The following is a 14679-nucleotide window of genomic DNA, read 5'->3' on the forward strand; positions in this document are numbered from 1 at the left end:
TTTGGCTATGAGCCGCGAGGCAAGCCAGTGCTGAACTATCCACCGTGCCGATTTCAGTTCAATCTGTCGCATTCACAAGCCATGTTGCTGTGTGCAGTGACGATCGATCACCCAGTCGGTATCGATCTGGAATTCATCCGTTCCACAGCCGACCTAGAGCAGCTCACCGAGCGCTTCTTTCTACCGCAGGAGCACCGCACGATTCATGCTCTGCCACCAGAACAGCGTCTCTATGCATTTTTTCAGCACTGGACCAGTAAAGAAGCCGTGCTGAAGGCGCTGGGAGTGGGACTGGCAGATCTGGAATCGGTCGAGGTAGCGTTCACAAACGGAGTTGCCACACTGATGCGCTTGGGTGATGATACTGCCCCAGCTTGGCAGTTGCACTCATTCAGTCCGGCTCCTGACTGCCTCGCGGCAATCGCTGTTCAGGGCTCCTTAAAACCGATCGAGTTTTGGGACTGGCCACCAGTTTAACGGCGGCACAGGCAAAACCCTCTAACAGAATTTGACAGAACTACACTTCATACGAAAGGATGAATTAAAGTGTAAGAAGAGTACAGCGTGTTTAAAGCTATGTCTACACTTTAAAGCACGCTTTCCCCGGTGGTTCATCTCTCTAAGATTGCTTGCAGTGCCTTGATTCGTTGCTTGGTTTGAATCGCAACGTCTACAATCCAAGTTCTGCGACACACGAGCGATCGTTACGCGGCTGGATGACTCGACTGCTCTACTCTCTTGAAGTGATGACAGAATAGTGAGCATCAAGGCATTGAGGAAACTCTGAACCGAGAGATGCTGGGGAACGTTCGAACGCGCAACGCTAACCGAGTCATCCGCTGATTTTTCTCGATCGGCAGTGTGGAAGACCGTTGCAGGTAGTCCAGCCGTGATTATCGACGTGCTATTCCGGAATTGAGCAAACGAGGATTGACCGCTTCATGGAATTTTCGATCGCTGACTTACTAGCAAGCTTTACAGACGACAAACTGGTTGCTCCAAAAGCCTTAGAGAAGAAACTAGATTGCAACGACGCAACTAGTTTGCGCAAGCTACAAATCGCCCTGGATGCATTAGAGAAGATTGGCGTGCTGGCAAAAGACCGAGGACGCTATCGCCGCATGGGTGAAGAGGGCGTCGTTGAAGGAAAACTCCGCTGCTCCAGTAAAGGCTTTTGTTTTGCAATTCAGGATGTAGAAGGAGCCGAAGATGTCTACATTCGCGAGAGCCAACTGAACAACGCTTGGAACGGCGATCGGGTCTTGGTCAAAGTGACGAAGGAAGGCAGCCGCAAACGCAGCCCTGAAGGCGAGGTGCGGCTGATTATGGAGCGATCGAATCCGACGGTGTTGGCGCGGGTCAAGCAAGCAGAGGAAGGCTTTCGGGCGGTGCCGCTTGATGATCGACTGCTGTTTGAGTTGAACCTGCAGGCGAACGGACACGATTTAGAAGGGTCGGTCGACAAGCTGGTGCATGTGGAGGTGCTGCGCTACCCGCTGGGACAAAACCCACCTCAGGGTAAAATTGCTCAAGTTCTGGGAACAGACACGGACGCCTCAGACATTGACATCGTGTGCTGCAAACACGATTTGCCGCGATCGTTCTCCGAAGTAGTGCTAACGGCAGCAAAGGAGCTATCGAGTCGCGTTGGCAAGACTGAGCTAAACCAGCGGGTAGACCTGCGTGGCTTAACCACAATTACGCTGAAAGCCGACAGCGACGAGGCGGCAGACAGTCGCGACGACGCGATTACCTTGGAGAAGACCGACACCGGACACTGGCGCTTAGGGATTCACATTGCGGATGTAGCGCACTACGTCGGGGCGGATTCGGCGATCGATCGGGAAGCCCGCAGGCGAGGCACCTCGGTGTATCTGGGCGATGTCGTGATTCCGATGCTGCCCGATGCCATCTCCGGTGATCTGTGTGCGTTTCAGGTGGGGAAGGACCGCCTTGCTGTTTCGGTGCTGGTGACGCTGGATGCGGAAGGACAACTCGTGGAGTACGAGATTCAGCCGACGGTGATTCAGGTGGATCACCAACTCAGCTACGAGCAGGCGCAGGCGATTTTGGAGCGCTCAAACGGCGCAAGTAGCGTTGACATCAATGCGTTTGGGCCCATTTTTGAGCTATTGGATCAGCTATCGGAGTTGAGCCACGCCCTAAAAGAACAGCGCCGCAAGCGAGGAGCGTTTGAACTCAACCTGCCAGAAAAGCCGATCGCAAACGGCGATGATGCCTTGTTCACGCCGAAGTTCCACTACGACGACGAAGGCGCACTCAGCGCAATGGTCGTGACGCCCTCTGTGCCTACGCACGCGATGATCGCGGAAGTGATGCTGCTGGCAAACCATATCGTTGCCGAGCATATTCAGGCGCTCGGGGTGCCTGGGCTCTACCGCGTCCATCCCAGTCCCGACCCGGACGACGTACAGGAATTGATGAAGCTGGCGGCAAACATGGAGATTGAACTGCACTTAGAGCAGGAAGACAGCGTGCGCCCCCAAGACTACCAGCAGTTCACCCAGAAGTTTGCCGAGTCTGACGCGGAGCGAGTGTTGACCTACCTGCTGCTGGAGACGCTAAAGCCTGCGTTCTACAGCACTACGCCGAAGTCTCACTTTGGATTGGCGCTAGAGCAGGGCTACACGCACTTCACGTCTCCAGTGCGACGCTACCCCGATCTGCTGATCCAGCGCGTGCTTCACGCGGTATTTGACGAAGGGCGCGATCGCAAATCCACTCGATCAAAAGAAACGGTCAATCTACGTCACAGCTCCAGTCACGGTAATATTACCTGGAATGTGTTGCCGCCGGAGATTCAGCAAGAGCTTGAATCCTACTTTGCCTCGGTGGTGGTGCATTTGAGCGAACGCGAGAAAGTTGCTCAAGAAGCTGAGCAGGACTTGGAAGGCTTGAAGAAAGCCGAACTGATGCGGGAGCGCACAGGCGAAATTTTCCACGGGCTGATTACGGGCGTGCAGTCCTACGGACTGTTTGTGGAGATCGAAGAGCTGTTGGTCGAGGGACTCGTCCACGTCAGTTCGCTCAAGGACGATTGGTACGAGTACCGATCGCGCCAGCAAACGCTGGTTGGGCGCAAGAACCGCAAGCAGTATCGTTTGGGCGATCGCATCGAAGTTCAAGTGAAAAGTGTGGACTACTATCGCCAGCAGATTGACTTGATCTCGCTGGGCGGCGGCAGCGAAGCCGTAGATGAGGCAGAACCGGATGATGCACCTGATGCAGCAGAGATGGATGCAGAACCGATAGATTAGAGAGGTCCGCTGAACTGCTGCAATTTGGTCCACGCATCTATGCCGTTCGAGAACTCGAAAGACTTTGAGAAGGTGGTTGCTCTGCTGCTAACGAAAGCAGGTTGGACCGTCAAACTGCCTCCTGCCAACACGAAAGGCTACGACATCGAAGCCAGCAAGGGCGGTGAAGTTGTCGCAATTCAGGTGAAGAACTACAAAGCGCCTGTGCGAGTTCCCCAGCTAGCGCAGTTTCTAGAGTTTCTAGATTTGCCGATCGCTGCCCGCTTCACCCGCGGATTTTTCATTACCTCCAGCGGCTTTTCGCAGCCTGCGCTGACCTACTTTGCTCAAGAGCAGCACCCAAAAGCTCGACTGGCAGTGATTAAAGACAAAGAGGGCAAGGTGGAGTGGATCAGTCGCGGTCATGGGACACCACCGCCACCCCCGCGCCGAGAACCTCTGTATCTTGGTGTCTTCACAAGCAAAGGTGGCGTTGGAAAAACGACGGTGAGCGCTCATTTGGCGGGTGCTTTTGCCCTGTCCGGCTATGATGTCGCGCTGATCGATTTGGACCCGCAGAAGAATTTGACCACGCTGCTAGGGGAGGGGATCAAGCTACCCGGCAGCAAAACTCGACCCGGCAGCACGGTCACTATTTACAACGCGAATGAATGGGAACCAGACAATCCATTCGATGAAAAAATTATCGTTTGCGACTGCTCACCTGTATTTGAAAAGAATCCTCGTGAACTGGTTGAGCGTTTTTCTTACTGTCTAATTCCAACAACGCTGAATCCGTTGGGGCTGAACAAAAACGGGTATGTGATTCGTCAAACTCTGGAATTGATTCGTCGCTTCAATAAAACTGCTTACCTGTTTGTGCTGATCAACAATTATTTTGAGGACGAAACTCGTCGAAGCGACGTGCTGAAAGAGCAGTATCACCGCTACTTCGCGGAACTCTCGCAGCACGATTCGCGCTTCAAGTTCATTGATCCCGATGAAGTTGCCATCCGCAATAGTCGCCAGCTTTTCTACTGGGGCTACCACATTTACAACGGTGAGGCGAATCAATTGGCGTTTAACTCGATCGGCGGACGCTGCCTGCCCAAAACCGACTTCCTCAACTTGCTGGACTACCTGGAAGCGCATTCCACGATCGCGGATTTAAAGCAGTCCTGAGAGTTTATGGTTGCGTGTTTGCTGTATCCAATCACACAGCGGATTTCATGTGAATACACCCCAAATGATAGGGTGGTCCACCTACAGCAGGGAATGAGCGCTGCTCCGTCATCCGTACAGAAGTAAGGTAATTGTTCATTTCATAACAATTTGCTAAAAAGCTGATGAAGCTAGCGTCGATCGCGTGGAATCCCGATAGCGCTAGATGTACCCTCGTGTCGGAAGCGTCGATCGAGGGTTGTCTCATGTCTCGCGTGATGGCTAGTGTCGCTGCATTACTGCTATTTGGGTGCGCCGAGGTGCGCCTGCCACTGGTAACAAGATCATCCACCAGTGGAAACCTGCAATTTCAGGTACGGGCGGAACCAATGCCTGGAGCCTACACCCTTAACGGCACCACTGATTTGCCCGATCAGAAATTCATCCGAGTCGCAGCAGTGCGCTATCTGTATCCCAGCAGCGAAGCCTCGCGCAAACTCGACTCCAAGCCGACCTACTCCGTGCTGGCGTACCAGACCGTACCAGTGACCAATGGAAAATGGCAGACAACGCTGAAGCTATGGCAAGTTGCGCCCGATGGTCGCTTTCAGGAAGCGTGGCAGATTAGCCAGTCGCAGATGGGACTATCGCTGCGATCGCAGCCCGAAGTAGTATTTGTTGCAACGCTGCCGCCCAGCAGTCGAGCAGATGCGCTACAAGCCATTGAGCAAGAGCTACAAAAACAGGGGAAAACGCTGGAAGCCGGACTTGTTCGCACGACCACCGATGGTCAACGCTTTGTGCAGGCAGCAGAGACGATCGCCGTTGCCCTTCCTACCGGGGGAACCACGCGACCATCGCCCAAAGTTGAAGACATTAACGGCGGCTGGGGGAATCGATTCCTGATGCCCGAAGAGCCGCAGAACCCGTACAAGCTAGAACCGCCGAGCGATCGTCGCACCACGGCAAAACCCGCGCAGGACGAGTTCATGCGATAGCAGAGGGATGCCAGACTACAAGAATGCCTTTACTTGATGACTTCACTGCGGCGATTACTCGGGATTAACTTTGCCAAGATAAAGTAGAGAACGGCAGCAGCAATAATGCCATTGATCGGCTTAATGCCCGATGAGTAGTAGGCGATCGCGGAGGCTACAACATAGGCAATAACGCCAGCCCAGTTAAACGCAGGCTGAGGCTCCTCTAGCGCCGGAAACTGTCCGCGTCGATACAGCCAGTAATCTGCCATGATCACACCTCCGATCGGCGGAATGAACGTTCCCAGCAAGATTAAAAAGCCGATGAACTGTTTGCTTTCGTAGATGCCACCCCAGGTTAGAGCCAGGGCGATCGTCGCGCCGATTAAGACAAAGAACGTCCGCTTCTTCGTGCGGAACATGTGGCAAAACGCGATCGAAAACGCGTAAATGGTGTTGTCCTGAGTGCTCCACATGTTGAGGAACAGCAGGATAAATCCGGGAATCAGCAATCCCTGCTTCGCCATCACCGACACCATATCAAAGTCCTGATACACCAATGCGCTGAACGCGCCACCAAACACGACAAACCCGTTTGCAATAAAAAAGGCAGCTAGGGTTGCCAGGGTTGCCGTGCGGGGGGAGTTGGCGAAGCGGCTCCAATTGGTTGCCTGCGTGCCGCCTGAAATGAACGTTCCCACAATGATCGTTAACGCAGCACCGATATCCAGTTGTGCTGTTGGTTGGATTGCTTGAGCACCTGCAAATCCACCTGCTTGACTTGCTGCAATCGACAGGCTCCACAGCATCAAAACAATAATGGCAGGAACGGCAATGCGGCTGTACCAGTCCATCGCGCGGTAGCCAATATACGCGGTTATACAAAAGAAATACGTGAAGAATAGAACGATCGCCCAATTCCAGGAGGTGGGTACACCCGCCAGCTTATTCAGTAGATCCGCGATTAGTCCGGACCCCCACGCATACCAACCGATTTGGGTGAATCCAAGAATAAAATCTACCCAGCGAGAACCCACACTGCCAAAGCTCGATCGCGCCATCAATACGGTAGAGAGCCCAGTTTTGGAGGCAATATAGCCGAGTGCCGCCGCGTAGCCTCCCAGAATCAGGTTCCCCACAACTAACAGCACAACTAAGTCTGGAAAAAATCGGAAGGCAGGACCAACTAACCCGCCTGCGAAAAAGGTTCCTGAGTAGAGGGTAAAGCCCAGCAGCATGAACGCCATCGACAGCAGCGATCGCCGTGCCTCCGCTGGTACCGCCGTTAATGGATAGTCTTCACTCGCTTGCGACTCAACAACCGTTTGTGACTCACCAACCGCGCTCATGCTTTCATGCCCCTTCACGAATTTAGCCACTCGATGAAGAGTATTCTGAGCCGGAAGCGAATCAACAAACGGTATTCTAAGCCACTATCCGAGCAGCAATCGCCCGATCAGCTACTGCAAATCTGTGTGCAACTGCTGACGCGCTTGATCCAGCGCCTCAGGCAGCTTGCTGGCATCGCGTCCACCCGCCTGCGCTAGATTCGGGCGTCCACCGCCGCCGCCACCGCAGAGTTTGGCGATCGCGCCAATGAACTTGCCTGCCTGCACTCCTTTTTGAATCACGGCTGGACTGAACGCCGCAACCAGGCTGACCTTATCTGCCGCAGGTGCCGACCCCAGCACGACCGCTCCGTTCTTCAACTTCTGCTGAAGCTGTTCGGCAGCCGTCTTCAGCGCATCTGGATCGGCATCGTCCATTGAGGCGACCAGAACCTGAAACTCTCCAACCGCCTCCGCCGCGTCGAGTAGCTGCGTTGCTTTTGCTAGCGCTAGCTGGCTCTTGACCGTTTCAAGCTGCTTCTGCGTCGTTTTCAGCTCTGTTTGCAGCGTCGTGATGCGATCGACCACCTCTTCCGGCTTCACCTTGAAGCGATCGCTCAACTCTTTTACCACGCCATCGCGCAGATTCAGGTACTCCAGCACGGCTGGACCCGCAACCGCTTCGATGCGGCGAATCCCAGCGGCAACGCCCGTTTCCGACACGATTTTGAATAGCCCAATCTCCGCCGTGTTGGCTACATGGGTGCCACCACACAGCTCCATCGACACGCCCGGAAAGTCCAGCACGCGAACTTCGCTGCTGTACTTTTCACCAAACATAGCAATCGCGCCGCGTGCCTTTGCGTCTGCCAACGGCATCACCGAAATTTGCGCCGCGTGAGCTTCGGCAATCCAGGTGTTGACCTGATCCTCGACCTGCTGCACTTCTTCGGGTGTCAGGGCGCGGGGGCAGTTGAAATCGAAGCGGAGGCGATCGAAGGCAACTAGCGACCCCGCCTGAGAAATGTTGTCGTCCACAATCCGTTTCAGAGCCGCTTGCAGCAGATGAGTTGCAGTGTGATGCGCTTGAACGCGACGACGGCAGGCGAGGTCAATCTGCGCCACCACCGAGTCACCCACATGCAGCGTGCCTCGCTCGATCCGCCCAAAGTGGACGAAAAAGGCAGATTCTTTTTTCACATCTTCAACCCGGACGAGCACGTTATCACCGGAGAGATAACCCCGATCGCCAATCTGCCCACCCGATTCGGCATAGAACGGAGTTTGATCTAAAACGACCTGCACCTCGCTACCCGCCTCTGCCTGCTGCACCGATTTGCCATCCATCATTAGCACTTGCAGGACTGCATCCGACGAGGATCGCGTGTAGCCCAAAAACTCGGTTTGCTCGATGTGGTCTGCGAGTCTATCTAGGGTGCTCTGCGCCGTCAAATCTACGGTTTCGTGCGCTTGCTGCGATCGAATCCGCTGCTTTTCCATCTCCGCTTCAAACCCGCCCGCATCCACAGTCAGGTTCTTCTCAGCGGCAATTTCCTGCGTTAGCTCCAGCGGAAACCCATAGGTGTCGAATAATTTGAAGGCGTCGGTGCCAGAAAGCTGTCCACCTGGACCGACCTGCTCAATAATGTCGGAGAGAATGCGCTCACCACGATCGAGCGTCTTCAAAAAGCTAACTTCCTCGCGCTGCAACGATACCTTGATCACGCGTTCCATCTTGCGCACATTGGGATAGGCAGATTCCCCCAGCGCAATCGCCATTTCTGCCACGATCGGCGTAAACTCTCGTTCAATTCCAATCAGGCGACCGTAGCGAATCACACGCCGAATCAGCCGTCGCAGCACATAGCCGCGTCCCTCATTCGACGCCACAATGCCATCCGCAAGCATGTGCACCACGGCGCGGGTGTGGTCACCAATCACTTTCAGCGCGACCTGAGTGGCTTCGTCAGCCGTAGCATAGTCTACATTGGCGATCGCCGCTGCCTTTTCGATGATCGGGAAAATTAGATCCGTTTCGTAGTTGTTGGGCACCTGCTGGAGAATCTGCGCCATTCGATCCAGCCCCATTCCGGTGTCGATGTTCTGGCTGGCTAGCGGCGTCAAGTTGCCCTCCGCATCGCGGTTGTACTGCATGAACACCAGATTGTAGAACTCCAGGAAGCGCGAATCGTCTTCCAGGTCGATCGCGTCGTCGCCCAGTTCTGGCTTGAAGTCGTAGTAGATTTCGGAGCAAGGACCACAGGGACCCGTGGGACCCGACACCCAAAAATTGTCCTTTTCGCCCATGCGCTGAATCCGGTGTGCCGGAATGCCGATCTCGTCGCGCCAGAGGGCAAACGCCTCATCGTCGTCCTCGAACACGCTGACAACCAGACGCTCTGGCGGCAGTCCGAAGACCTTCGTTGATAGTTCCCATGCCCACGCGATCGCCTGCGACTTAAAGTAGTCCCCAAAGCTAAAGTTGCCCAGCATCTCGAAGAACGTGTGGTGGCGGGCGGTGCGTCCAACGTTTTCGATGTCGTTGGTGCGGATGCACTTCTGCGACGTAGTGGCGCGGGGAAACTCCGCAGGGCGCTGTCCCAGAAAGATCGGCTTGAACGGCAGCATTCCGGCGATCGTCAGCAGCACGGTCGGATCTTCCGGCACAAGCGAGGCGCTGGGAAGGACCTCATGTTCTCTTACAGCATAAAAGTCGAGAAACGCTTGCCGAATATCTGCGCCAGTCTTGGGGATAGCCATGATCATCGAAGGGGAAAGTCTCTCCTTTAATAATGCCCTAGGATTGGGGGAGTCAGGGAGATGATTACCGCCGAGGCAGCGCGGAAGAACATTAGCTGATTCCAAGCAAGCGGCAGTTCACCTCCAAGATGGAGCAGAACAGGCTTGCTTGGGGCGGTGACAACTGTTGCTTCACGACATCCTGCATGACTTCATACGTGATGCGGCAGCTCCGCTGAGCACCGAACGCTTTCATGACAGTTTGCAGCCAGAATAGGAGCCGTTCACATAGCGTGTCGGGGTCGTTCAGCAGTAGAGCAACGGCGGAGTATCGCAGGACGAGAATCGTATCCCGCTTCCATTTAGCGCTGATATCTTCGCTGCCATTCATGAACAGGTTAGGATCGATCGATCGCATTTTGGCGTAGACGCGCTGGACGATCTCCGCTTCAACGTCTTGCAGTCGTTGATAGGTCTGTAGCCGCAGACTATACGTTTTCATATAGTCGTCAATGAACTGAAGTTCTTCGTCGGTGGCATAGCGCCCATCAGCAGCGCGGCTTAACCTTTCTAGCTGACTCAGCATTGGAAATTTTGCAGGGTAAACGGCTCGCTTAGTGTACCCACGATTGCCTAGGCGCTTAGGGGCAACCGGTAGTAGGTAACGTAACCAGTAGTACCACCAACTGCCTCAATCAAACATCACTCGAATGTGAGAAGTACTCGTTCATGCTGAAGCTGGTTGTGTCTTCAATTTGCCGCATCATTGATCGCGTAATCAGCTTTCCCGCCTCTACAAGCACCTGTCCAGTCAACGGGTGCAGCAAGTCTTGCTCAGCGCGCCGCCCAATCAGATCTTCAATATCCTTTAAAGAGTTGATGTACATTCCAGGCGGTAGCTCAACCACGACGCCATTGGACAGCACCCGCGCCTGACACGCCAATCGAGAATTCGGCTTGCAGGAGGTAATGACTTCCAGAGTCCGCTGCTCTCGGCGGTTAATCGGTGAAAGGGCTTGCATCCCGTGATTAACGTACACGTGGCAAGTTGCACACATGCCCCGACCGCCGCACTCTCTTAGCACGTCTAAGTCTTTGTTAATCAGCACTGAGAGCAGGTTGCCATTGGTCTGGATCGACGTATCTTGGGCGATCGGTTCAAGCCGGACAGTTTTAGCCATGAGAAGCTCCTAAACAAGCAAGGGACAAAACGGGTTCGGTCAAATTTACCCCAGCAGTAGCGCTTTATGTTCTGGGCTGAGTGGGCTGTGCTCAACCAGGGACGGAAACGTGCGGACAACCTGAGCACAGCGCTGAATAAAGGCAGCAACCCACTCGCGAATCCACTGAAGCTCTTGAGGTTTGAGCGAATCAACCAGCAGGCTGGACTCCATGACGCTGAACTGGGCGGAGCGATCCACCAGGAAGTTGTTCAGCCACTCGTGATCTGGACTCGTAGATTTCCAGTAGTTCGCAACCACTCGGACGCCCAGGTAATTCAGCGTAAACCTACTGAGATGATTGAGCGCCTCAATGACGTCTGCCAGCGTTGCAGCCGAGTTGGGTGGCGCGGCTAGAGGCAGCTCGAGCGTGGGCGGCAAGTCAACGGGTGGGGGAACGGGGGGAATGGCTTTGACAGGCGGGTCTTCAGTCGCTAGCGTGGGAGGGTCGTTGGCGATCGCTGGCTTATGAGCCTTCTCAGCAGATGCCGCTGCCTTGGAATACTCTAGGTCAGGGTAGGTAATGGTCCCAGCGACTAATCGAAATGTGGCGATCGCATTCGTAAGGTCGTCATGAAGCGCCGCTTTTAAATTTTTAATAGTTTTTAGATAATCTGGATAGACTAAATCATTCCGAGTTAGAACCAGCAGAATAATTCCGTGTGACAGCTTATAAATGTGAACCTGTTGCCCAGTAAATTGAAATTCAAAGGACTCAAACCCATCTGGAATAGTTTCGATAACCTGCAAGATTCCCTGAGCCAGCGCCTCTTTCTGCTGAAAATTCAGGGTGCGATCAACCCCGAAGAAGTAGGGTCGAGAACGTCCATCCATTAGGGCAATCCCGACAATTCCTGGTAGATTCAGAAAATCTTGAATAACCTCCTGCTTCATAAATTTAATTTACGTTTCTACACAATACATGCCACACGATTGCTGGAGACTGGACTTAAGCGGTTTACCGTGTCTCCAGTGCTAGAAGCCCCCCAATTTGCACTCACTTATCAAATCCATACGTCCATCCATCGTTGTACATTCGTTCAGGCTCCTTCCATTTTGCAGGTTTAGCTCTATGTCTGACCTTCCTTTTACTCTGGATCAACTCCGAATTCTCAAAGCGATCGCTGCCGAGGGGAGCTTCAAGCGCGCTGCGGATAGCTTGTATGTATCACAGCCTGCGGTTAGCTTACAGGTACAGAACCTAGAGCGCCAGTTGGATGTTCCCCTGTTTGACCGAGGCGGCAGACGGGCGCAGTTAACTGAAGCGGGACATCTCCTTTTAAGCTATGGCGAGAAAATTCTAACGCTGTGTCAGGAAACGTGTCGGGCGATCGAAGACTTGCAAAATCTTCAGGGCGGCACGCTGATTATTGGAGCCAGCCAAACGACTGGAACCTACCTACTGCCGCGCATGATTGGACTGTTCCGGCAGAAATATCCCGATGTAGCCGTGCAGCTACACGTTCATTCAACCCGTCGAACCTCCTGGAGCGTGGCGAATGGACAAATCGACTTAGCAATTATTGGAGGCGAAATTTCCCCAGAACTGCAAGACTCTTTAGAGATTATTCCCTATGCTGAAGATGAACTTGCACTGATTCTTCCGGTCTTTCACCCTCTGGCAAAGATTGACACCATTCAGAAGGACGACCTGTATAAGCTTCAATTCATCGCGTTAGATTCCCAATCAACGATTCGCAAGGTGATCGACCAGGTGCTTGCTCGCTGTGGAATTGAAACTCGCCGCCTCAAGGTAGAGATGGAGCTAAACTCGATCGAGGCTATCAAGAACGCAGTACAGTCGGGCTTGGGGGCTGCGTTTGTTTCGACGACGGCGATCGAAAAAGAACTCCAGATGGGCATGCTGCACCGAGCAAAAATTCATGAGGTCGTCGTCAAGCGGATGCTGTCAGTGATCATCAATCCAAACCGCTACCGCTCCAAAGCCGCTGAAGCCTTTTGTAAAGATGTTTTGCCCCAGTTTGCGTCACTTCATACGGGTGCGATCGAGCATTTTCCTACCGAGCCGACCGAGCGACTAAAGCCCGTCGCGTCCGTCAGCAGTCGTTTCGTCACGCCAGACGTTGAACCTTAACGCGCATGGACCTCTACTGCACTCGTCCTGGTTGTCCCAGACCCATTAACGTTTACCCGGATCTGGACAATCCTGCCACATTGAGAACAGTGCAGCAGAAATACTGCACCGCCTGTGGAATGCCGCTAATTCTGAGGGGGCGGTATCTACCCGCTCGTCTCCTAGGGCAAGGAGGGTTTGGCGCAGCGTTTCTAGCGCGCGATCGTGACATGATTAAGCTGCCACAGCGCGTGGTCAAGCAGTTCCTACCTTCAGGTAATCTCAACGCGGCACAGCTTGAAATTGCCCAAAACCTGTTTGAGCGCGAAGCTGAAGTTCTGGCAGAGTTGGGAAACACGCATCCGCTGATTCCTGATCTATTCGCCTTCTTTGAGTTGACCGTAGATAGTCTGCAACCGGGAAAACACGATAAGTTTTTCTACTTAGTACAGGAATTTATCGACGGGCAAACGATGGAGGAAATTCTAGAGCGCAATGGTCCACTTTCTGAAACAGAGGTGCGATCGATGCTGAAGGAAGTCCTAGAGATCCTCACGTTTGTTCATGAGCACGGCTCAATCCATCGTGACATCAAGCCCTCTAACATCATGCAGCACCGCAACGGGCGGTTTTACCTGCTCGATTTTGGTGCGGTGAAGCAGGCAACCAAAGCTGGGACGCCCAACAAATCCACAGGCATCTACTCGCTGGGATTTGCGCCACCCGAACAGGTTTCCGGCGGGCAGGTCTATCCCTCCACCGATCTATATGCGCTGGCAGTGACGTGCTTGACGCTGCTGACGGGCAAAGAGCCGAATGATTTGTTCGACTCGTACCGCAACACCTGGGCTTGGAAATCGCACGTTGCTCAGGTTAGCCCTGCCTTCGCGGTCGTGCTCGATCGTATGTTGGTAGCATCGCCCAGCCAGCGGTACCAATCGGCTGCCGACGCTTTAGAAGCCCTAAAACCTCGCTCTGCCCCGCCTCCTGTCTCACCCCCAGTTCCGCCTGTCCCATCTGCCTCCGCTCCCCCCTCGCCTGCGGTTCCTCGCCCCCCACTTCCCACTCCACCCGCTCCCTCACCGAAGTCCGCTCCTCCTGCTTCTTCTGCTCCTCAACGCCCAGCGATCGCCCCGTTCTCCACGTTGGAACTGATTAGCGAAGCCGCCTTTACTGGCTTTGAAGCGGGCTTACTCGCGATCGCGCTGTTCAGTTTGCCAATTCCTTCAGTGGCGAGTGCTGGATTGTGGCTGTTTCTGTCTGCTGGACTCGTGTTTGCCCAATCGCGACGCGCCATTGAAGGCAAGGATTTGCCAATTATTGCGGGGGTAACGCTGGCGATCGTGGTCGGGTTTCCGCTGCTGCGGAGTTTTGTTGCGACGGGTACCAATCCGATCGTGGCAGTTCTGCTAGCAGCGACGGGTGGAAATCTGATTCTGGCGGTTGTAGCGCTGGCAGTCTTCACAGGCTTGGTCGCTGTTGCCATTACGACCCTCTTCCGCCTGATCTACAAAATTCTCTCCACCTTTCTGTGATGATCGCGGCATCTTTGCTCCTCGGCAGCTCATTTCCCCTGATGCCTGTACGGAACTGATGCGATCGATCGTGTGGCTACTCGTGCAGAGTCGCAATTTCGTTCTGCATCAAATAGTTTATTTCGCAACATTAACGACTACAAACGCTAGCAGAGCCGGAGCGATCGTCTGCTCCCTACTCCTGAATATTCACACCTGCTCTGCCTGAAGCGACCTGCTAGTGGTCAAAACACGACAGCCTTGATAAACCTTAAGTAGCAGGTTTGACGCAAGCCATGTCTCCTAAGAACGAAACTGCAACGTTGATTTTGACTTTGTTGCTAACGGCTGGAGTGGTCGGTGGTGGGGTATGGTGGTTGTCCAATCGCCCCGGATCGGATTTGAGTCG

11 protein-coding genes are annotated in these 14679 nt (G+C 53.9%); 6 read left to right on the forward strand and 5 right to left on the reverse strand.

What is annotated here, in order from left to right:
• The 4 genes from H6F43_RS06340 to H6F43_RS06355 all read left to right on the forward strand — a co-directional run.
• A partial coding sequence (locus H6F43_RS06340; RefSeq protein WP_190341764.1) for a 4'-phosphopantetheinyl transferase superfamily protein occupies window positions 1–477 on the forward strand: 477 nt, incomplete at its 5' end.
• Between the two features lie 464 nt (window positions 478–941).
• Window positions 942–3278 (forward strand): ribonuclease R family protein, encoded by a 2337-nt coding sequence (locus H6F43_RS06345; RefSeq protein ID WP_190341766.1) that lies wholly within the window; start codon window positions 942–944, stop codon window positions 3276–3278.
• Between the two features lie 39 nt (window positions 3279–3317).
• Entirely contained in the window at window positions 3318–4439 is a 1122-nt protein-coding gene (locus H6F43_RS06350) for a restriction endonuclease (protein ID WP_190341769.1), read from the forward strand.
• A 245-nt stretch (window positions 4440–4684) separates the two neighbouring features.
• Entirely contained in the window at window positions 4685–5416 is a 732-nt protein-coding gene (locus tag H6F43_RS06355) for a hypothetical protein (RefSeq protein WP_190341771.1), read from the forward strand.
• A gap of 29 nt (window positions 5417–5445) precedes the next feature.
• On the opposite strand, the gene codB is transcribed toward H6F43_RS06355, so the two are convergent.
• From codB to H6F43_RS06380, 5 genes are all read right to left on the reverse strand, one after another.
• Window positions 5446–6744, reverse strand: coding sequence for a cytosine permease (gene codB, locus H6F43_RS06360; protein ID WP_190341773.1), 1299 nt, complete (start codon window positions 6742–6744; stop codon window positions 5446–5448).
• 111 nt (window positions 6745–6855) lie between these two features.
• A complete protein-coding gene (gene alaS, locus H6F43_RS06365; RefSeq protein ID WP_190341775.1) occupies window positions 6856–9483 on the reverse strand; it encodes an alanine--tRNA ligase in 2628 nt (875 codons plus the stop codon).
• Between the two features lie 91 nt (window positions 9484–9574).
• Complete coding sequence (locus H6F43_RS06370; RefSeq protein ID WP_190341777.1) at window positions 9575–10048, reverse strand: phycobilisome protein; 474 nt, start codon at window positions 10046–10048, stop codon at window positions 9575–9577.
• A gap of 109 nt (window positions 10049–10157) precedes the next feature.
• The gene (locus H6F43_RS06375; RefSeq protein ID WP_190341779.1) at window positions 10158–10643 is read right to left on the reverse strand and encodes a 2Fe-2S iron-sulfur cluster-binding protein; all 486 of its coding nucleotides are present in this window, start codon (window positions 10641–10643) and stop codon (window positions 10158–10160) included.
• A 45-nt stretch (window positions 10644–10688) separates the two neighbouring features.
• Window positions 10689–11576 (reverse strand): hypothetical protein, encoded by an 888-nt coding sequence (locus tag H6F43_RS06380; protein WP_190341781.1) that lies wholly within the window; start codon window positions 11574–11576, stop codon window positions 10689–10691.
• 178 nt (window positions 11577–11754) lie between these two features.
• Between H6F43_RS06380 and H6F43_RS06385 the strand changes: the two genes are divergently transcribed.
• Together H6F43_RS06385 and H6F43_RS06390 are read left to right on the forward strand one after the other, a co-directional pair.
• Window positions 11755–12777: a LysR family transcriptional regulator gene (locus tag H6F43_RS06385; RefSeq protein ID WP_190341783.1), complete on the forward strand. Its 1023-nt coding sequence runs from the start codon at window positions 11755–11757 to the stop codon at window positions 12775–12777.
• A 5-nt stretch (window positions 12778–12782) separates the two neighbouring features.
• Window positions 12783–14291 (forward strand): bifunctional serine/threonine protein kinase/MFS transporter, encoded by a 1509-nt coding sequence (locus H6F43_RS06390; RefSeq protein ID WP_190341785.1) that lies wholly within the window; start codon window positions 12783–12785, stop codon window positions 14289–14291.
• The last annotated feature ends 388 nt before the right edge of the window (window positions 14292–14679 follow it).

Source organism: Leptolyngbya sp. FACHB-36 (assembly GCF_014695955.1).
In the GTDB taxonomy this organism is placed as follows: Bacteria; Cyanobacteriota; Cyanobacteriia; order Leptolyngbyales; family Leptolyngbyaceae; genus FACHB-36.

What these genes read in the sequence shown, in the direction of transcription:
- H6F43_RS06350 (WP_190341769.1), top strand. Translation starts at nt 3,318, where the DNA reads ATGCCGTTCGAGAACTCGAAAGACTTTGAGAAGGTGGTTGCTCTGCTG.
- codB (WP_190341773.1), bottom strand. Translation starts at nt 6,744, where the DNA reads ATGAGCGCGGTTGGTGAGTCACAAACGGTTGTTGAGTCGCAAGCGAGT.
- alaS (WP_190341775.1), bottom strand. Translation starts at nt 9,483, where the DNA reads ATGGCTATCCCCAAGACTGGCGCAGATATTCGGCAAGCGTTTCTCGAC.
- H6F43_RS06375 (WP_190341779.1), bottom strand. Translation starts at nt 10,643, where the DNA reads ATGGCTAAAACTGTCCGGCTTGAACCGATCGCCCAAGATACGTCGATC.
- H6F43_RS06370 (WP_190341777.1), bottom strand. Translation starts at nt 10,048, where the DNA reads ATGCTGAGTCAGCTAGAAAGGTTAAGCCGCGCTGCTGATGGGCGCTAT.
- H6F43_RS06390 (WP_190341785.1), top strand. Translation starts at nt 12,783, where the DNA reads ATGGACCTCTACTGCACTCGTCCTGGTTGTCCCAGACCCATTAACGTT.
- H6F43_RS06380 (WP_190341781.1), bottom strand. Translation starts at nt 11,576, where the DNA reads ATGAAGCAGGAGGTTATTCAAGATTTTCTGAATCTACCAGGAATTGTC.
- H6F43_RS06355 (WP_190341771.1), top strand. Translation starts at nt 4,685, where the DNA reads ATGTCTCGCGTGATGGCTAGTGTCGCTGCATTACTGCTATTTGGGTGC.
- H6F43_RS06345 (WP_190341766.1), top strand. Translation starts at nt 942, where the DNA reads ATGGAATTTTCGATCGCTGACTTACTAGCAAGCTTTACAGACGACAAA.
- H6F43_RS06385 (WP_190341783.1), top strand. Translation starts at nt 11,755, where the DNA reads ATGTCTGACCTTCCTTTTACTCTGGATCAACTCCGAATTCTCAAAGCG.